The sequence below is a fragment of the Kitasatospora sp. NPDC059722 genome (assembly GCF_042733235.1).
In the GTDB taxonomy this organism is placed as follows: domain Bacteria; phylum Actinomycetota; class Actinomycetes; order Streptomycetales; family Streptomycetaceae; genus Kitasatospora.
On record NZ_JBHWGD010000057.1, the window covers coordinates 32,679 to 51,364 of the forward strand.

Annotated in this window: 11 protein-coding genes, 2 tRNA genes and 1 pseudogene; 10 read left to right on the plus strand and 4 right to left on the minus strand. The window is 74.7% G+C overall.

Annotation, left to right across the window (positions count from 1 at the left end; translation table 11 throughout):
- Positions 1-23: 23 nt before the first annotated feature.
- The 8 genes from ACFV4F_RS29885 to cobA all read left to right on the plus strand — a co-directional run bounded on the left by ACFV4F_RS29885 (position 24) and on the right by cobA (position 11,675).
- Entirely contained in the window at positions 24-527 is a 504-nt protein-coding gene (locus tag ACFV4F_RS29885; protein WP_380443614.1) for a GNAT family N-acetyltransferase, read from the plus strand.
- A gap of 541 nt (positions 528-1,068) precedes the next feature.
- A complete protein-coding gene (locus tag ACFV4F_RS29890) occupies positions 1,069-2,094 on the plus strand; it encodes a methionine ABC transporter ATP-binding protein (RefSeq protein ID WP_380507038.1) in 1,026 nt (341 codons plus the stop codon).
- The gene (locus ACFV4F_RS29895) at positions 2,091-2,822 is read left to right on the plus strand and encodes a methionine ABC transporter permease (RefSeq protein WP_380507041.1); all 732 of its coding nucleotides are present in this window, start codon (positions 2,091-2,093) and stop codon (positions 2,820-2,822) included. The genes ACFV4F_RS29890 and ACFV4F_RS29895 overlap by 4 nt, the downstream gene beginning before the upstream one ends.
- 57 nt (positions 2,823-2,879) lie before the next feature.
- Positions 2,880-3,704 (plus strand): MetQ/NlpA family ABC transporter substrate-binding protein, encoded by an 825-nt coding sequence (locus ACFV4F_RS29900; protein WP_380443620.1) that lies wholly within the window; start codon positions 2,880-2,882, stop codon positions 3,702-3,704.
- Between the two features lie 201 nt (positions 3,705-3,905).
- Positions 3,906-4,568, plus strand: coding sequence for a GNAT family N-acetyltransferase (locus ACFV4F_RS29905; RefSeq protein WP_380443622.1), 663 nt, complete (start codon positions 3,906-3,908; stop codon positions 4,566-4,568).
- Positions 4,569-4,762: 194 nt separating this feature from the next.
- A complete protein-coding gene (gene cbiE / locus ACFV4F_RS29910; protein WP_380507044.1) occupies positions 4,763-6,022 on the plus strand; it encodes a precorrin-6y C5,15-methyltransferase (decarboxylating) subunit CbiE in 1,260 nt (419 codons plus the stop codon).
- Positions 6,023-6,518: 496 nt separating this feature from the next.
- The gene (gene cobT, locus ACFV4F_RS29915; protein WP_380507046.1) at positions 6,519-10,325 is read left to right on the plus strand and encodes a nicotinate-nucleotide--dimethylbenzimidazole phosphoribosyltransferase; all 3,807 of its coding nucleotides are present in this window, start codon (positions 6,519-6,521) and stop codon (positions 10,323-10,325) included.
- A 102-nt stretch (positions 10,326-10,427) separates the two neighbouring features.
- Entirely contained in the window at positions 10,428-11,675 is a 1,248-nt protein-coding gene (cobA, locus tag ACFV4F_RS29920) for a uroporphyrinogen-III C-methyltransferase (RefSeq protein ID WP_380507049.1), read from the plus strand.
- Between the two features lie 103 nt (positions 11,676-11,778).
- Here cobA and ACFV4F_RS29925 read toward each other — a convergent pair whose 3' ends face one another.
- Complete coding sequence (locus ACFV4F_RS29925; protein ID WP_380507052.1) at positions 11,779-14,520, minus strand: SpoIIE family protein phosphatase; 2,742 nt, start codon at positions 14,518-14,520, stop codon at positions 11,779-11,781.
- A gap of 100 nt (positions 14,521-14,620) precedes the next feature.
- On the opposite strand from ACFV4F_RS29925, the gene ACFV4F_RS29930 reads away from it, so the two are divergent.
- Positions 14,621-15,427 (plus strand): TrmH family RNA methyltransferase, encoded by an 807-nt coding sequence (locus ACFV4F_RS29930; RefSeq protein ID WP_380494274.1) that lies wholly within the window; start codon positions 14,621-14,623, stop codon positions 15,425-15,427.
- Positions 15,428-16,324: 897 nt separating this feature from the next.
- On the opposite strand, the pseudogene ACFV4F_RS29935 reads toward ACFV4F_RS29930, so the two are convergent.
- Positions 16,325-17,599 (minus strand): annotated as a pseudogene (locus ACFV4F_RS29935) (protein kinase); the annotation flags it as partial.
- Positions 17,600-18,024: 425 nt separating this feature from the next.
- Between ACFV4F_RS29935 and ACFV4F_RS29940 the strand changes: the two are divergent.
- Positions 18,025-18,222 carry a hypothetical protein gene (locus tag ACFV4F_RS29940; RefSeq protein ID WP_380443632.1) on the plus strand — a complete coding sequence of 66 codons (198 nt, stop codon included), beginning with the start codon at positions 18,025-18,027 and terminating at the stop codon, positions 18,220-18,222.
- A gap of 256 nt (positions 18,223-18,478) precedes the next feature.
- Here the strand turns inward: ACFV4F_RS29940 and ACFV4F_RS29945 are convergent.
- Both ACFV4F_RS29945 and ACFV4F_RS29950 read right to left on the minus strand, forming a co-directional pair.
- Positions 18,479-18,550: transfer RNA gene (locus tag ACFV4F_RS29945), tRNA-Val, on the minus strand.
- A 41-nt stretch (positions 18,551-18,591) separates the two neighbouring features.
- Positions 18,592-18,663: transfer RNA gene (locus tag ACFV4F_RS29950), tRNA-Val, on the minus strand.
- Positions 18,664-18,686 lie beyond the last annotated feature (23 nt).

An 18,686-nucleotide genomic window follows, 5' to 3' on the forward strand; every position in this document is an offset into this window, starting at 1 on the left:
CGACGATGGGGAGGCCCCAGCACATGGGCATGAGCGTGATCATCTCGGCGGCGGACGCCGAGGACGCGGAGCAGATCCTCAAGCTCCAGTACCTCGGCTACCAGGCCGAGGCCGAGCTGTACGGCGACTGGGCGATCGAGCCCCTCACGCAGACTCTGGAGAGCCTGCGCGCCGAACTGTCCGAGCAGCACTTCCTGGTCGCCCGCCTCGGCGACGAGGTCGTCGGCACCGTCCGCGGCCGGGTCGACGACGACGGCATCGGCCGGATAGGGCGTCTGGTCGTCCACCCCCGGATGCAGCGGCACGGCCTCGGAGGCCGCCTCCTGGAGGCGCTGGAGCGCCGCCTGGCCGAGGACGGTGGCCACGTCACCGCCTACCGCCTGTTCACCGGCCACCGCAGCCTCGGGAACCTTCGCCTGTACGCCCGCCAGGGCTACCTGCAGACGGGCGTCGAGCAGGTCAGCGGCAGCCTGAGCTTCGTGCACCTGGAGAAGCCCGTCGCGACGCCGTTCGCCGCGACCGCCTGAACCCTTCGCGCCGCCCGCGGATTCGGCGCCGCCACGACCAGGACAGCCACGATGCGGCCTGTCCCGAGGCGGCGCCGATTCGCGTTTTTGCAGGTCAAAGCGATTCGTGTCCGCATTGCGGACAGCCCATCCAGATAATTGGGCCTCGAACAGCCCATCTGATTTACTGGCTCACATGACTGCGACGACGAATTGGACCCCCACCGGCACCATGCCGGCAGGTGAGCGTGCCATGTGCCGTCGAATGTGTCACTGCTGAGGGCCACCGTCCCCACTCCTCGCGCCCCGAAGCGAGACCCCGGCGCCGCTCCCGTTCGTGTGAGCGCGCCCAGCCTGCCGCACCCCCCTGCGTCCGCATGCCCGCCCACCCGCGGCTGCCGATGACTCGTAAGGGCCACGCCGTCGCGCGGCCCGGCCGCCCAGCGGCCACGATCAAGGGGTGGCAGGTCCGGATCCCCCTGGCGAAGCGCCGTAGACGCCGCCGACCGCAACCCGGTCGGGCGGTCGACGCGCCGCCCGCCCCCGACCCACGGAAGCTGCTGTGATCACCACCACGGACCTCACGAAGGTCTACCGCTCCCGAGGCCGCGAGGTGACCGCCCTCGCCGGTGTCGACCTGCACGTCCGTCCGGGCGAGGTCTACGGAGTCGTCGGCACCAGCGGCGCCGGCAAGTCCACCCTCATCCGCTGCGTGAACATGCTGGAGCGCCCGACCTCCGGCACCGTCACCGTGGACGGGGTCGAGCTGACCGCGCTGTCCGGCGGCGAGAACCGGGCCGGCAAGGAGCTGCGCGAGGCGCGGCGCCGGATCGGCATGGTCTTCCAGCACTTCAACCTGCTCGCCTCGCGGACGGTCCAGCAGAACGTCGAGCTCCCGCTGGAGATCATCGGCCTCGACCGCACCGAGCGCCGCCGCAAGGCCGCCGAACTGCTCGACCTGGTCGGCCTCGGCGACAAGGCCCGCAGCTACCCCAACCAGCTCTCCGGCGGCCAGAAGCAGCGCGTCGGCATCGCCCGCGCCCTGGCCGGCGACCCGAAGGTGCTGCTCTCCGACGAGGCCACCTCGGCGCTCGACCCGGAGACCACCCGCTCGATCCTCAAGCTGCTGCGCGACCTCAACCAGCAGCTCGGCCTGACCGTCCTGCTGATCACCCACGAGATGGACGTCATCAAGTCCGTCTGCGACTCCGCCGCCCTGATGCGCGGCGGCCGGGTGGTCGAGGCGGGCGAGCTGACCGACCTGCTCGCCAAACCCGGTTCGGAGCTGGCCCGCGAGCTGTTCCCGCTCAGCGAGTTCGGCACCGGCCACCCCGGTTCGACCGTGCTGGAGATCACCTTCCAGGGCGACGCCCCGGCCCAGCCGTTCGTCTCCCAGCTCGCCCGCACCTACCAGATCGACATCAACATCCTGGGCGCCGCGGTGGAGACCATCGCCGGCCGGATGGTCGGCCGCATGCGGGTCGAGCTGTCCGGCGGCCACCAGGACAACGTGGTGCCGATCGGCTACCTGCGCGAGCAGGGCCTGCAGGTGGACGTACTGGGCGCGGCGGACGGAGCGGTGGCATGACCTGGGACCAGATGCAGGCCCTGATGTGGCCGGCCACGCAGGAGACCTTCCAGATGGTGGGCCTGTCCGCGCTGTTCACGGTGCTGCTCGGCCTGCCGCTGGGCGTCCTGCTGGTGCTGACCGACAAGGGTGGCCTGCTGGCCAACCGGGCCGTCAACAAGGCCGTCGCCTTCGTCGTGAACATCGCCCGCTCGGTGCCGTTCATCATCCTGATGATCGCCCTGATCTCGTTCACCCGCTGGCTGGTGGGCACCTCCATCGGCTGGCAGGCGGCGACCGTGCCGCTCACCATCGGCGCCATCCCGTTCTTCGCCCGCCTGGTCGAGACCTCCGTCCGCGAGGTCGACCGCGGCCTGGTCGAGGCCGTCCAGTCGATGGGCGCCGGCACCTGGACGATCGTGCGCAAGACCCTGCTGCCGGAGGCGCTGCCGGGCCTGGCCGCCTCGGTGACCACCACGATCATCACGCTGATCGGCTACTCGGCGATGGCCGGCACGGTCGGCGGCGGCGGCCTCGGCACCCTGGCCGTCAACTACGGCTACCAGCGCTTCGAGACGGCCTTCATGTGGGTGATCGTCGCCGAGCTGGTGATCATCGTCACCGCCGTCCAGCTGTTCGGTGACTTCGCCGTCCGCCGCCTCGCGAACCGCGGCCGCTCCGGCGGCGGCCGGACCCGCCTGCTGCGCGGCACCCCGGCGGCCCGCGACGAGGACCTCGTCGCCCCCTAGACCTCCCGCGCCCGACTCCGGCCGCGGCTCCCCGCATCACGCAGAAAGGCACTTTTCGTGCGCAACGCCCTGAAGTTCACCAGCGTCCTCGCCACCGCGGGCATCGCCCTCTCGCTCGCCGCCTGCGGCAGCTCCGGTTCGTCGTCCTCGGACCCGAACGCGCCGCTGACCGTCGTCGCCAGCCCCACCCCGCACGGCCAGATCCTCAAGTTCGTCAAGGACAACCTCGCGGACAAGGCGGGCCTGAAGCTCGACATCAAGGAGGTCACCGACTACGTGACCCCCAACACCGCGGTGCAGGACGGCTCGGCCGACGCCAACTACTTCCAGCACGTCCCGTACCTGGAGGACTTCAACAAGAAGCACGGCACCGACATCGTCTCGGTCGAGCCGGTGCACCTGGAGCCGCTGGGCGTCTACTCCAAGAAGGTCAAGTCGATCGCCGACCTGCCGGACGGCGCCACCGTCGGCCTGCCGAACGACGCCACCAACGAGGGCCGCGCCCTCAAGCTGCTCGCCGACAACCAGCTCATCACGCTGAAGGACGGCGTCACCACCGCCGCCACCCCGGCCGACGTCACCGGCAACCCGAAGCACCTCAAGTGGAAGGAGCTGGAGGCCGCCCAGCTGCCCCGCTCCGTCGCCGACCTGGACGCCGCCGTCATCAACGGCAACTACGCGCTGGACTCCGGCCTGAAGCCGGCCACCGACGCGCTCGTGCTGGAGAAGGCCGAGGGCAACCCGTACGCCAACATCCTCGCCGTCAAGAAGGGCAAGGAGAACGACCCGCGGGTCAAGAAGCTCGCCGAGCTGCTGCACTCGCCCGAGGTGAAGAAGTACATCGACGACACCTTCAAGGGCTCGGTCGTCCCGGCCTTCTGATCGTCGGACAACTCCGCACCCCGTGCCGCCCGACCGGGCCCCCGCCGCACTCCGGCGGGGGCCCGGTCGGGCAGTATGCACCAGGGGCGCCCGGCCCGGGGGCGTTCTGACGTACCGTCGTGCGGGCGGCGCACCACGTGGTACCCGGGGCGCGCCGGAGGCGTACGGTGTTGTGTTCACGACCCGGCGAGGAGAGACGGCATGGCAGCGAGCTTCCCCGAGACCGCCATCAGCACCGAACGGCTGTTGCTGCGGCCGCTTTCGGAGGACGACGCGCCCGGTCTCGCCACGATGATGGCCGACGACCTCGTCCTCGCCTGGACGGACCTGCCGCACCCCTTCACCGAGCAGTACGCGGCCGACCTCGCCCGCACCCTCGCCCCCTCCCACCGGGCCGCCGGGCGCGGCATCGTCTTCGCCGTCACCGAGCACCTCACCCAGCGCCTGGTCGGCCTGGTCGAGCTGCGCGCCACCGACTGGCGGCTGCGCAGCACCGAGATCGCCTACGTCACCGCCGCCTGGGCGCGCGGTGAGGGCTACGCGCCGGAGGCCGTCCTCGGCGTCGCCCAGTGGCTCTTCGAGGACCGCGGCTTCCTGCGCCTGGAGATGCGCACCGCCGCCGGGAACACCGCCGCCCAGCAGGTCGCCCAGAAGATCGGCGGGATCAGCGAGGGCGTGCTGCGCAGCGCCTGGATAGTCCGGGGGGAGTCCGGCGAGGTGGTGGGGGCACCTCCCGGCCGCCAGGCCGGGGGAGAGAGCCGCAGTGACGTCATCCTGTGGAGCCTCCTGCCCGAGGACATGGAGGCCCCCGAGCCCGAGCACTCCGGCCGGCACGGCGACCACCGCTACGTCCTGCGCGACTGACTCCCCACCGGGCTGTCCCCGGGCTTCGCGCACACGTGTGCGGCACTCCCCCGGCCCGGCGGCCGGGAGGTGCCCCCGGCGCGGGGCGGGAACACACCCGGTAGCCTCTGTCCGGCGCCGTACTGCGGCGCGGTTTGTCGGCGCACCGAGGTGCGCACCGGGGCGCGCACCGAGTCGAGGGAGAACGGCCGCAGATGGCTGACCGGATCACGGTCATCGGGTGGGACGGCACGCCGCTGACCGAGGCCGCCGGCGCGGCCCTCGCCGCGGCGACCCTGGTCGCCGGCGCCCCCTACCAACTGGGCGCACTCCCGGTGCCGCCCGCCGCCGAGCGGATCGTGCTCGGCAACATCCGCCAGGCCGCCCGCCGGATCGCCGAGCACCGCGGCGCCGCGGTCGTGGTCGCCGAGGGCGACCCGGGCTTCTTCGGCGTCGTCCGCACCCTGCGCCGCCCCGAGTACGGCCTCGAACTGGAGGTCCTGCCCGCCGTCTCCTCCGTCGCCACCGCCTTCGCCCGGGCCGGCATGCCCTGGGAGGACGCCCAGGTGGTCAGCGCCCACGGCGGCCGGCTGCGCCGCGCGGCCAACATCTGCCGGGCCCATCCCAAGGTCGCGGTGCTCACCGCCCCCGGCGCCGGGCCGGGCGAACTCGCCCTCATGCTGCGCGGGGTGCACCGGACGTTCGTCGTCTGCGAGGGCCTCGGCACGCCGGACGAGGACGTCACCGTCCTCACCTCCGACCGGATCGCCGACCACGCGTGGCGCGATCCCAACGTCGTCCTGGTGATCGGCGGCAACAGCGGCGCCCCGGCCGTCCCGGTGGACGAGGCGGCCGGCTGGCTCGCCGGGCGCCCGATCGGCTTCCCCGGCGCGGACCGCGGCTGGGCGCTCCCCGGCGACGCCTACGCGGGCGCCGGGCGCGCGGCGGACGACCCCGGCGCATCGGAGGCGCTTCCCGCGCACGCGCGCGCCCTGGTGCTGGCCCGTCTGGGTGCTCGTCCGGGGGACCTGGTCTGGTCGGTCGGCGCGGGCAGCGGCGCCCTCGCGGTGGAGGCGGCCCGCTTCGGCGCGGCCGTCGTCGCCGTCGAGGCCTCCCGCTCGGCCTGCGCCCGGATCACCGTCAACGCGCGCCGCTACGGCGTCGAGGTGGAGACGGTGCACGGGCAGGGCCCCGAGGTGCTCGGCGGACTGCCGGAGCCGGACGTCGCCGTGGTCGAGGCGGGCGGCCTCCAGGTCGTCCGCGCGGTACTGGCCCGCAGACCCGAACGGTTCGTCACCGTGGCCCGCACCTTCGCCGAGGCCGAGGAGTTCCGCCGGGCGATCACCGAGGCCGGCTACCGGGCGGACGGCGCCCTGCTGCAGTCGGCCCCGCTGCTCGCCGCCGACGGCGGAGGGGTGGCACTGGGGGCGGACGGAGCGGGCGCGCTGTTGCTCTGGGGTGAGCAGATCGTGTGAAGGCCCCGGGCCCGGCCGGTGTTCCGGGTGAGGATGCCGCAGGGGGGCCGGCGGTGATCCAGGTCGCATCCGGACACTGATTCGAGAGGTGACGGCGCCGGGCCGGTAGTGTGGCGTCCTGGTCGGCGGCGGTGGTCGGTGACCTGCCCGATCCGGTCGGTTTGTCACCCTTTTGACGTGGTGCAATCCGGCCGCGCTCGGAGTGTGGGCAATTCGACGGGCCGCGTGCCGGACCTGGAGAATGCCGTAGGGTCCGGTGCGGTGGTGCCGGTCGCCCCGGGTTGTCGTTGTTTCAGATGGCGGGCCGCCCCACAGGGGGAGGCGCGTGGGCCGGGGCGCGGCAGCTCACCGGAATGACTTTGGCCGCAGCGCCTCGGCGCGGCGGCCGTACGTGGTTGAGGGGCGGGTCGGTGCAGGCCCGGCCCGTGCGGATGGGCGCTGCGGTCGGTGATCGTGTCGCCGAGGGCGCGGCAGCGGCCTGGAAGGAGCTTTGACGATGACCGATGGCGGCCATGTCCCGGGCGAGGGACTGCCGGAGCACCTGCACACCGGGCCCGACCCGCTCGGCGGCCCGGAGGGGGTCGTCGCCGCACCCGTGCAGGGCGTCGCACCCGTGCCGGGTGTCATGACGGACGGCGGAGCGATCCCGAACCCCTCGGTGCCCGGACCCGGCCTCCACGGCGCGGTGCCGCCCGCCGTCGGCGTCATCCCGACGCAGGGCCACCCGCAGGGCGTGCCCGCGTACGGCGTGCCCGGCGAGGGCTGGGCGGTCGACCAGGGCGCCCCGCGCCCGGCCTTCCACTTCCTCGACCAGCCCGACCAGGCGGACGGGCTCGACGACGAGGACGACGTCCTGCTGATGCCCGGCCCGCAGGGCTCGTGGGGCGAGCCGGCCGTGGCCGTCCCCGCCGAGCAGCTGCCGGCCGATCAGATGATGGTCGCGCCGCTCCAGGACGGCACGCCGGTCGAGCCGTCCTGGCCGCCGGTCGACCCGCCGGTGGCGGGCGCCGAGCAGTACCAGCAGGCCGTGCAGGCCGCCCCCGTCGCTCCGGCGGCCCCGGTGTTCCAGGAGCCGGTGACGCAGGCTCAGCCGCCGCGCCGCCCGCTGCACGCCGGTCCGCCGATCCCGGACCCGTCGATGATGACCGGCCAGGTGCCGGTCCGCTCGCTCGCCGACCGCGGCCCGTCCCTGGGCGCCACCCCCGCGCACGGCATCCCGGTCGTCGGCCGCCCGGCCGAGGCCCAGGCGCCGATGGCGGCGCCCCTGGCGCAGCCCGTCCCGGTCGCGCCGATGCCGCCGGCCGTCGACGCCGTGCCGGTCGCCGAGGTCCCGCTCGCGGTGGCGGACGTCCACCTCCCGCAGCAGGCCGCCCAGGAGATCCCGGGTGGCGTGCAGGTGCCGCTCGGGGAGCCGGTCACGGGCGGCCTGGCCGTGCCGACGGCCGGGGCGATCGAGGTCGTCGAGGTGGTCGAGGCCGCCGTCACCGAAGCCGTGGCCGAAGCCGTGGCCGAGGCCGCGCCGCAGGCCGTCGCCGAGTTCGTGACCGAGCCCGCCGCCGAGCCGGTGGTCGAGGCCGCGCCGCAGGCCGTCGTTGTCGAGCCAGTCGCCGTCGAGCCCGTCGTAGAGCCGGTTCTGACGGAGGCCGTCGAGGCGCCCGTCGCCGACGAGCAGTCGCAGGCCGCGCAGCCGCCCCGCCGCATCTCCGCCTTCCTCGCCGCGCCGACCCCGCACGGCCTGCCGCAGGTCGAGGCGACCGAGCAGGCGCCGGTGGCCGAGCATGCGCCGGTGGCCGAGGAGGCCGTCGCGCCGCAGCCCGCTCCCATAGCGCCCGCCGAGGGCACGCCGGAGGCCGTCGTCGAGCCCGAGCCGGTGCAGCCCGCCGAGATGGTCGAGGCCGTCGCTGTCGAGGCGGTGCCGGTCGAGGCCGAGCAGCCGCAGGAGGCCGCGCCGGTCGAGGCCCCGGCCGTTGAGGCCGTGGTCGTCGAAGCAGCCGAAGCCGTGGCCGTCGAGGTCGTGGCGGCGGTCGAGGCCGTCGCCCCCGAGGCCGTCGAGGTCGCTCACGCCGAGCCGCAGGCCGCCGCCGAGACCGCCGCCGGTACCGGCGAGATGCCGTCCGGTCAGGCCGTCCCCGCGGTCGAGGCCGAGCAGCCGCAGGAGGCCGCTCCGGTCGAGGCCCCGGCCGTTGAGGCTGTGGCCGTCGAAGCCGTCGAAGCCGTCGAGGCCGTGGCGGCCGAGGTCGTGGAGGCGGTCGAGGCCGTCGTGCCCGACGCCGAGCAGCCGCAGTCCGTCGCCGAGGTCGCCGAGGCGGCCGAGGCCGTCGAGCCCGCGGCCGAGCCCGTCCAGGACGCCCCGGCCGCCGAGACCCCGGAGGCCGAGCCCCAGCCCGCCGCCGAGCCCGTGGCCGAGCCCGCCGCCGTCGAGCCCGCCGCCGTCGAGGCCGAACCCGCCGCCGAGCCCGCCCAGGACACCGCCGAGCAGCCCGCCGACGCCCAGGAAGACGCCCAGGCCGAGCCCCAGGACGCCGAGCAGGAGCCCGCCGAGCCCCGCGGCCCCGCCGCCCCCGGCTACGACGACGCCGGCCGCGACGCCGTCCACCAGGTGATCCGCGAGCGCCGCGACATCCGCAACGGCTTCCGCCCGGACGCGATCCCCCACGAGGTGCTGATCCGCGTCCTGGAGGCCGCCCACACCGCGCCCAGCGTCGGCTACTCCCAGCCGTGGGACTTCGTGGTGATCCGCTCCGCGAAGACCCGCCGGCGCATGCACGCCCTGGCCGAGCGCCAGCGCGAGGCGTACGCCGACTCGCTGCCCAAGGGCCGCGCCAAGCAGTTCCGCGAGATCAAGATCGAGGCGATCCTCGAAACCCCGGTCAACATCGTGGTCACCGCCGACCGCACCCGCGGCGGCCGGCACACCCTGGGCCGCCACACCCAGCCCCAGATGGCCCCGTACTCGGCCGCCCTGGCCGTCGAGAACCTCTGGCTGGCCGCCCGCGCCGAGGGCCTGGGCGTCGGCTGGGTGAGCTTCTTCGACGACGAGGAGCTGGTCCGCGAGCTCGGCCTGCCCGAGCACCTGGAGGTCGTCGCCTACCTGTGCGTCGGCTTCGTCGACTCCTTCCCGGACGAGCCCGAGCTGGAGCAGCAGGGCTGGGCCAAGAAGCGCCCGCTGTCCTGGGTCGTCCACGAGGAGCAGTACGGCAACCGCGCGCTGCCCGGCGAGGAGCCGCAGAGCCTGCTCGCCGAGACCCTGCGCGGCATCCGCCCGCTGGACGCCAAGGCGCTCGGCGAGGCCTGGGACCGCCAGAAGCGGATGACCAAGCCGGCCGGCTCGCTCGGCATGCTGGAGATCATCTCCGCCCAGCTGTGCGGCCTGTCCCGCAAGTGCCCGCCGCCGGTCCCGGAGCCCGCCTGCGTCGCGATCTTCGCCGGTGACCACGGCGTGCACGCCCAGGGCGTCAGCCCCTGGCCGCAGGAGGTGACGGCCCAGATGGTCGGCAACTTCCTCGCCGGGGGAGCGGTCGTCAACGCCTTCGCCAAGCAGATCGGCACCGAGGTCTGCGTGGTCGACGTCGGCGTCGCCGCCGAGCTGCCCGACGCCGTCCAGCAGGGCCGGGCCACCGGTCTGCTGCCGCGCAAGGTCAAGCCCGGCACCGACGACATGACCCAGGGCCCGGCGATGAGCCGCGAGGAGGCCGTCCAGGCGATCGAGGTCGGCATCGAGACCGCCCGCGACCTCGTCGCGGCCGGCAACAAGGCTCTGGTCACCGGCGACATGGGGATCGCCAACACCACCGCCTCGGCCGCCCTGATCTCGGTCTTCACCGGCCTCGACCCGGCCGAGGTCACCGGCCGCGGCACCGGCATCGACGACGAGACGCACGCCCGCAAGGTCGAGGTCATCCGCGCCGCGCTGGCCCTGCACCGGCCCGACCCGGCCGACCCGATCGGCGTCCTCGCCGCCATCGGCGGCCTGGAGCACGCCGCGATCGCCGGCTTCCTGCTGGGCGCCGCCTCGCTGCGCACCCCGGTCGTGCTGGACGGCGTGATCGCCGGTTCGGCCGCCCTGGTGGCCAAGGCGATCGCCCCCGAGGTGCTGGCGGCCTGCATCGCCGGTCACCGCTCCGCCGAGCCCGGCCACCAGGCCGCGCTGGAGCGGCTCGGTCTGCGTCCGCTGATCGACCTGGACCTGCGGCTCGGCGAGGGCACCGGTGCCCTGCTGGCCCTGCCGCTGGTGCAGAGTGCGGCCCGCGCGATGCACGATGTAGCCACCTTCGACTCCGCCGGGGTCACCGAGAAGGCCTGACGTTCCCGTCACCGCTCCGCGGACCGGCCCGAGGGCGCGCCGGTCCGCGGAGCGGCGTCTGTCCGCATCCCAACCCCGCATTCCCGATCAGGAGCACCGCCGATGAGCGCGCCCACCCCGCACCCCAGCACCGAAGGCCGTACCCCCTACCCGGTCGGGCTGCTGCTCGCCGGCCGCCGCGTGGTCGTGGTCGGCGGCGGGCAGGTCGCGCAGCGCCGGCTGCCCGCGCTGATCGCGACCGGCGCGGAGCTGCACCTGATATCGCCGAGCACCACCCCGGCCGTCCAGGCGATGGCCGACGCGGGCGAGCTCACCTGGCACGCCCGCCCCTACCTGGACGGGGACCTGGCCGACACCTGGTACGCCCTGGTGGCCACCGACGACCCGGCGGTGAACGCGCGGGTCAGCGCCGAGGCCGAGCGCGAGCGGGTGTTCTGCGCCCGCAGTGACGACGCCGCCGCCGCGACCGCCTGGACCCCGGCCAGCGGCCGGGACGCGGGCGCCACCGTCGCCGTCCTCACCGGCGACCCGCGCCACTCCGCCGGCCTGCGCGACGCCATCGTGGACGGCCTGCGGGACGGCTCGCTGGCCGCCCGCCAGTACCGCGCGCACGGCGCCGGCGTCGCCCTGGTCGGCGGCGGCCCGGGCGACCCGGACCTGATCACCGTGCGCGGCCGGCGCCTGCTCGCGGACGCGGACGTCGTCGTCGCGGACCGCCTCGCCCCGCGCGAGCTGCTGGCCGAGCTGCCCGAGCACGTCGAGGTGATCGACGCGTCCAAGATCCCCTACGGCCGCTTCATGGCCCAGGAGGCGATCAACCGGACGCTGATCGAGCACGCCAAGGCGGGCAAGTTCGTGGTCCGGCTCAAGGGCGGCGACCCGTACGTCTTCGGCCGCGGCGGCGAGGAGCTGCTGGCCTGTGCCGAGGCCGGGCTGCCGGTCACCGTCGTGCCGGGCATCTCCAGCTCGATCAGCGTCCCGGCGGCCGCCGGGGTGCCGGTCACCCACCGCGGCATGACCCACGAGTTCACCGTGATCTCCGGCCACGTCGGCCCGGGCGACGAGCGCTCGCTGACCAACTGGGAGGCCGCGGCGAAGATGAGCGGCACCCTGGTGCTGCTCATGGCGGTCGACAAGATCGCCGCGATCGCGGCGGAGCTCGTCGCGCACGGCCGCGCCGGGGACACCCCGGTCGCGATCGTCCAGGAGGGCACCACCGCGGCCCAGCGCCGGGTGGACGCGACCCTGGCCACCGTCGGCGCCGTGGTCGAGGCCGAGGGCATCAAGCCGCCGGCCGTGATCGTCATCGGCGACGTGGTCAACGTCCTCGCGGCGGCCTTCCGGAAGTAGTCCCGGCGGACGGTAGTAGTCCCGGCGGACGGTAGTAGTCCCGGCGGAGTGGGAAGTCGGCCCGTCCGACGTCCCACTCCGCCAGGACGGCGTCCCCCGGCGGCTACTCCAGGGGCTGCTCCGTCCAGATCACCTTCCCCGTCGCCGTGTAGCGCGTCCCCCAGCGGTCCGCGAACTGCGCGACCAGGAACAGCCCGCGCCCGCCCTCGTCCGTCGTCGCCGCGTACCGCAGGTGCGGTGACGTGCTGCTGCCGTCCGACACCTCGCAGATCAGCGAGCGGTCCCGCAGCAGCCGCACCCGGATCGGCCCGGAGCCGTACCGGATCGCGTTGGTCACCAGCTCGCTCAGGATCAGCTCGGTGACGAACGCGGCCTCGTCCAGCCCCCACGACTCCAGCCGGTCCGCCACCGCCCTGCGGACCGGCCCCACGGCGGCCGGGTCGGACGGCACCTCCCACTCCGCCACCCGCTCCGCCGCCAGCACCCGGGTCCGCGCCACCAGCAGCGCGATGTCGTCCTGCGGACGCTCCGGCAGCAGGGCGCCCAGCACGTCCGCGCAGGTCTGCTCGGGCGTGCGCGCCGGCCCGGTCAGCGCCGCCCGCAGCCGCTCCAGCCCCTCGTCGATGTCCCGGTCGCGGTCCTCCACGAGCCCGTTCGTGTACAGCACCAGCCGGCTGCCCTCGGCCAGCTCCAGCTCGGCCGTCTCGAACGGCAGCACCGCCAGCCCCAGCGGCGGCCCGGTCGGCAGCTCCGGGAACTCCACCCGCCCGTCCGGGCCGACCACGGCCGGCGGCGGATGCCCGGCGCTCGCCAGCGTGCAGCGGCGCGACACCGGATCGTAGATCGCGTACAGGCAGGTCGCCCCGGCCAGCTCGGAGCTCTCCCCGCTCGCCGCCTCATCCTGGTCGATCCGGTTCACCAGGTCGTCCAGGTGCCCCAGCAGCTCGTCCGGCGGCAGGTCCAGCGTCGAGAAGTTGTGGATCGCCGTGCGCAGCCGCCCCATCGTCGCCGCCGCGTGCAGCCCGTGGCCCACCACGTCCCCGACCACCAGCGCCACCCGCGCACCCGGCAGCGGGATCACGTCGAACCAGTCCCCGCCCACGCCCTCCTGCGCGGGCAGGTAGCGGTGCGCGACGTCCAGCGCGTTCTGCACCGGCAGGCTGCGCGGCAGCAGACTGTGCTGGAGGGTCACCGCCATCGCGTGCTCGCGGGTGAACCGCCGCGCGTTGTCGATGCACACCGCCGCGTGGGCCACCAGCTCCTCCGCCAGCGCCAGGTCGTCCGTCTCGAACGGCTCCGCCCGGTCCGCCCGCCAGAACCGCGCCACCCCCAGCAGCACCCCGCGCGCCCGCAGCGGCACCCGCAGCAGCGAGTGCACCCCGTACGCCAGCACCCGCGCCGACCGCTCCGGATCCTGCTCCCGCCACTCCACCGCCTCGGCCAGCCGCGGCTCCAGGCCCGGCTCCCCGCTGTGCAGCGCCCCCGCCAGCGGCGTTGCCGGCACCACGTCCAGCACCGTCCCCACCGGGTGGAACGGCGCGTCGGACCGGACGCCCGCCACCGCCGCCCGGCGCATCCGCCCCAGCGACGGACCCGGCGGCGGCTCCTCGCCCGCCAGCACCTGCTCGGCCAGGTCCACCGTCACGAAGTCCGCGAACCGCGGCACCGCGACGTGCGCCAGCTCCTCCGCCGTCCGCGTCACGTCCAGCGTGCTCCCCACCGTCACCCCGGCGTCGTACAGGAGCCGCAGCCGCCGCTGCGCCACCTCGACCCGGCCGGACAGCGCCAGCAGCTCGGTGGAGTCGCGCAGCGTCGCGACGAAGCCGGGCGGGCCGCCGTCCCGGTCGGTGAGCCGGATGTTGACGGCCAGCAGCCGCTCCCCGGCCATCACCACCTGGTCGGTGACCGGCAGGTTCGCGGTCAGCAGTTCCTCGGGGGCGCGCTCCAGCCCCAGCTCGGTCACCAGCCGCCCCTCGGCGTCCGCCGGCAGGCCGAGCAGCCGGTGCGCCTCGTCGTTGCAGAGCAGCAGGCGCCCGTCCCCGCCGACGATCAGCACGCCCTCGCGCACCGCGTGCAGCACGGCCGCGTGATGTTCGTACATCCGGGTCATCTCGGTCGGCCCGAGGCCGTGCGTCTGGCGCCGCAGCCGCCGGCTGATCAGCGCCGTCCCGAGCGTCGCCAGCACGACCGCGCCCGCGGCGGCGCCCAGCACCACCGGCAGTTGCCGCTGGCTCGCGGTGCTCACGTTCGCGAGCGTCACGCCGGCCGACACCAGCCCGACCACCGAGCCGTCCGGCGCGTACACCGGCACGACCGCCTGGACCAGCGGGCCGAGCGTCCCGCTGATCTGCTCGATCACCACGTGGCCCTGCAGGGCCGGTTCGTAGGTTCCGATGAACTTCTGGCCGATCCGGGCCGGGTTGGGGTGGGTGTAGCGGATGCCGTCGTTGTTCAGGACGACGATGAAGTCGACGCCCGACGCCACCCGCGCGGCCTGCGCCCGCGGCTGCAGGATCGCCGTCGGATCGGGGGAGCGCAGCGCCTCGACGATCCCCGGCGAGTGGGCGAAGGTCTGTGCGACCGCGACCGACCGGTTGCGGGCCTCGTTGTCCGCGTCGTTGCGGGACTGCACGACGAGCGCCACCCCGGCGGCCACCACGAGCAGCAGCACCACGAGGATCTGCAGCACGAACACCTGACCGGCCACGGACCGGAGGTTCACCGGCCACGCGCGACGGACGTTCTGCTGCTGTTGCCGACCATGAGGGCGTCCACCGGAGGAGCCGGCGGATCCAGAAGCACCAGAGGCCGACGGAGCCCAGGATCGACCCGGAAAACGGGCCATACGGTCATATTTGCACTCCGATCGGCGCGGGGCCAAGGCCAAACCGTCCGACTCCTTCCGCCGTTTGGCCTTCACCGCCCGGCCTTGGCAAGATCGCAGGGTGTCCGAACCCAGCACCATCACCGACCCGGCCGACCCCCGCCTCGGCGACTACACCGGCCTCACCGACGTCGAACTGCGCCGCCGGCGCGAGCCCGCCGAGGGCCTGTTCATCGCGGAGGGGGAGAAGGTCATCCGCCGCGCCCTCGCCGCCGGCTACCGGATGCGGTCGATGCTGCTGACCTCCAAGTGGCTGGACGTCATGGCCGACGTCATCGCGGAGGCCGACGCCCCCGTCCACGTCGTCGAACCGGCCCTCGCCGAGGCCGTCACCGGCTACCACGTGCACCGCGGCGCCCTCGCCTCGATGGAGCGCAAGCCCCTCCCGGACGCCGCCGCCGTGCTGGCGGGCGCCCGCCGGGTCGCCGTCCTCGAAGGCCTGGTCGACCACACCAACCTCGGCGCGATCTTCCGCAGCGCCGCCGCCCTCGGCATGGACGCCGTCCTGCTCTCACCCGACTGCGCGGACCCGCTCTACCGGCGCGCCGTCAAGGTCTCCATGGGCGCCGTCTTCGCCGTCCCCTACGCGCGCCTCGACCCCTGGCCCGCCGCCCTGACGACGGTCCGCGACGCCGGATTCACCCTCCTGGCGCTCACCCCCGCCGAGAGCGCCGTCGACCTGTCGAGCCTGGCCCCGCAGAGCCTGCCCAAGACCGCCCTGATGCTCGGCGCCGAAGGCGACGGCCTCACCCCCGGGGCGATCGAGGCCGCCGACCACGCCGTCCGCATCCCGATGGCCCACGGCATCGACTCCCTCAACGTCGGCGCGGCCGCCGCCGTGGCCTTCTACGCCGTGACGACCCCGTAGCAGCGGCCCGCCGCACCCTCGCCCGCGGGGAACTGCGCGGCCCGGAACTGCTCGCGGTCCCGTCGTTCGGTCTCGCGTGGTTGTGGTCCCCGGCTCATCAGGGGGCGCAAGACGATGGCCGGAACTCTCCGCTGCTCCGCCCCCCGCGGCCCGCCGTCAGCCCGCCGCGGTGGTCGGCAGGGCCGGGGCCGCGGCGGCCGGGGGAGCGGCGGTGAGGCCGGTGCCGCCGGAGGCGCCTGCGCCGGGCCAGGACTCGTCGAGGGAGCCGTCCGGGCGGACGGTGTAGCGGGTGGAGGTGACGGCCCCGGTCTGGGCGACGCGCTCCTCCCGGACGACCGCTCCGGCGTCGAGCCGCCAGGAGGCCGTGGCCTGCGGATCGGCCGTCGAGGAGCGGGCGGCGGCGGCGACCGGGTTGTCCCCGGAGAAGGTGTACAGCTGTACGAGGTCGACCGGCACCGAGCCCTCGGCCCGGCGGAGCACGACCACCGTCGCTGGCGAGCCCTTGTACCGGGTCGGCAGCACCGAGCTGAGCGACACCTGCGGCCCGCCCGCGGCCGAGCGCCCCTCGCGCAGGGCGATTCCGGGGCCGCCCGCGCCGTCGGGGTAGGTCCGGTTGGGCCAGTCCACGGCCGGGCCCGGCGCCTGCGCAGGAGCCAGCCCCAGGTCGGCCGCACCCGTCCCCGAACCTGTCGCACCCGTCCCCGAAGCCGCCGCGCCCGCTCCCGTCCCGCCTCGTGCCGCCGCCGCCACGGGCGTCGCCGAGGCCGTCACCGACGCCGTCGCCGAGGGCGTCGCCGAGGCCGTGCCCGGCACTGCCGCGCCGTCCACCGACAGCCCGGTGGGGAGGACGACCATCGTCGGCAGGCCCGAGGGCCGCATGCCCTGGTTGCTGCGGTTCTCGCACCCCTGGGCCGCCGCGATGGCGAGCGCCACCCCGATCGTCACCGTGACGAAGACGACGAGCCGCTGCCGCAGCAGCCGCTGCCGCGGGGTGGTCGGCCGCCCCGGGGCGGGGGTGTGCTGACGGTCGCGGGGCCGCCCGCGGTCACGGCCGCCGGGCTGGCCGGGCGCGGGCGTCTGCTGACGGTCCCGCACCGGGCGTCCCCCCGAGGCCGCCTCGGGTCTGGGGTGCGGGCCGGCCGCCCCCTGCGGGCGCCGCTGCGCCGCGCCGGGCCCGGAGGCTCCGGGCCGGCTGCCCGCCACGGCCCGGGCACGTGCCGCGGCCGCCGGGTCCGGGGAGCGTCCGGGCGCGGGCACGCCGTGCCGCACGCCGCCCGGGGCGTCCGCCTCGGGCGCGGGCGGGGGAGTCGCCGAGGCGCGCCGCATGACGCGCCCGCCGCCGGCGGCCGCCGCTCCGCGGGCCGCGAGCTCGCTGAGCCGCTCGTGCAGGGCGGCCGCGCCGGGCCGTTCGGCGGGCTCCTTCGCCAGGCAGGCCCGGATCAGCGGCGCGAGCTGCGGCGGCACGTCCGAGAGGTCGGGCTCCTCGTGGACGACCCGGTAGAGCATGACCTCCGACGAGGCCCCGGAGCCGAACGGCGTGTCCCCGGTGAGCGCGTAGGCGAGCGTCGCGCCGAAGGCGAACACGTCGGTCGCGGGCGTGACGGCGACCCCGCGGACCTGTTCGGGCGCGAGGAAGCCGGGCGAGCCGACGGCGGTGCCGACGTGGGTGAGCGTGCTGGCCCCGCGCGACCAGGCGATGCCGAAGTCGATGATCCGCGGGCCGCGCGGCGAGAGCAGGATGTTGGAGGGCTTGAGGTCGCGGTGGACGACCCCGGCCTCGTGGACCTTCACGAGTCCGTCGGCGAGCGCGGCGCCGACCCGGGCGGCCTCCTGCCAGCCGAGCGGTCCTTCGTCGCCGACGCGCTTGTAGAGGGAGGGCCCGGGCACGTAGGCGGTGGCGAGCCAGGGGCGGTCGGCCTCGATGTCGGAGCCGACGACGCGCGCCGTGCAGCCGCCGCGGATGCGCGAGGCGGCGGCGATCTCGCGGGCGAAGCGGGTGCGGAACTCCTGGTCCTCGGCGAGTTCGGCGCGGATCAGTTTGAGGGCGACCCGCTGCCCGCGCCGGTCGGAGCCGAGGTAGACGACCCCCATGCCGCCGGCCCCCAGTCGCCGGTGGAGGCGGTACGGCCCGACGATGCGGGGGTCCTCACGCCTCAGCCGCATCATCGCCATGTCCGTTCCCCGTCAGCCCGTGGGTGAGGCCCCGTCGGTTGGGGCATCGTCAGTTCCTGTCCGGCACAGCTTACGGACTGCCCGCTGCGGTGTGCTGATACGCAACACCTCAAGCCACCGTGCGATTGTCCGATCTTGCACTGACCTGCTGGTCATGAGGGTGCCGAAACGTTTCTCGGGGTCGTCTCTCAGGGTTCCCCCGGGGGCCCGGTCGAGACCGTCTCCCCCTGCGGTAGTAGTCCCTAAGTCGGACCGTCATCCTCGGGGATGCCCGAGGAACAGTACGACGGCATGACGCCCGAACGGCCCCCCGAGCCATAGCGTTGTCCTCAGCGGTGGACGGGGAGCTCGTCCCCCGAGGTTAGCCGTCCACCGCGCCAACTCGACCGGGCGAACGGCTCCGAGACCGGATCAGGAGTAAGGGCATGGCACCGCAGCTCACGGGAACCCCCCGCCGCCGTCGGCCGGCCTTCACCTTGCCCCGCACCGCCGAGCCGACGCGGCACCCCGCGGTGGCGCTGGCCATCGCCCTGCCGTGCGCGGTGCTGCTGGTGGCCCTGTTCGGCGGGTGGGACCAGATGGCGAACCAGGTCCAGGCAGTGGCAGACCTGATCATCCACTGAGACTTGGCCGGCCCCCGTGGCCGGCCGCGGAACGGACACTGATCCCCTGGGGACGGGGAGCCAGTGTCGCCGGGGAGGCCGTGCCCGCGTTGAGACGCGGACGGGCGAGGAGCGGTGCGCAGAGCGCCCCGGCAGGCGGAGACGCCGCGTACGGACGTCGGTGAGGGCGACCGTACGCGGCTCTTCTCTTTTTCTCACGGCCCACGCAAAAGGCCGGGGCCGCGACCCTGACGGATCGCGGCCCCGGCCGTTACTGTGCGCGATACTGGGATTGAACCAGTGACCCCTACCGTGTCAAGGTAGTGCTCTCCCGCTGAGCTAATCGCGCCTGGTGTGGCGGTCCTGCAGCAGACCCCGGAGGATCCGACGTGCGCGATACTGGGATTGAACCAGTGACCCCTACCGTGTCAAGGTAGTGCTCTCCCGCTGAGCTAATCGCGCCTGGTGTGGCGGTCCTGCAGCAG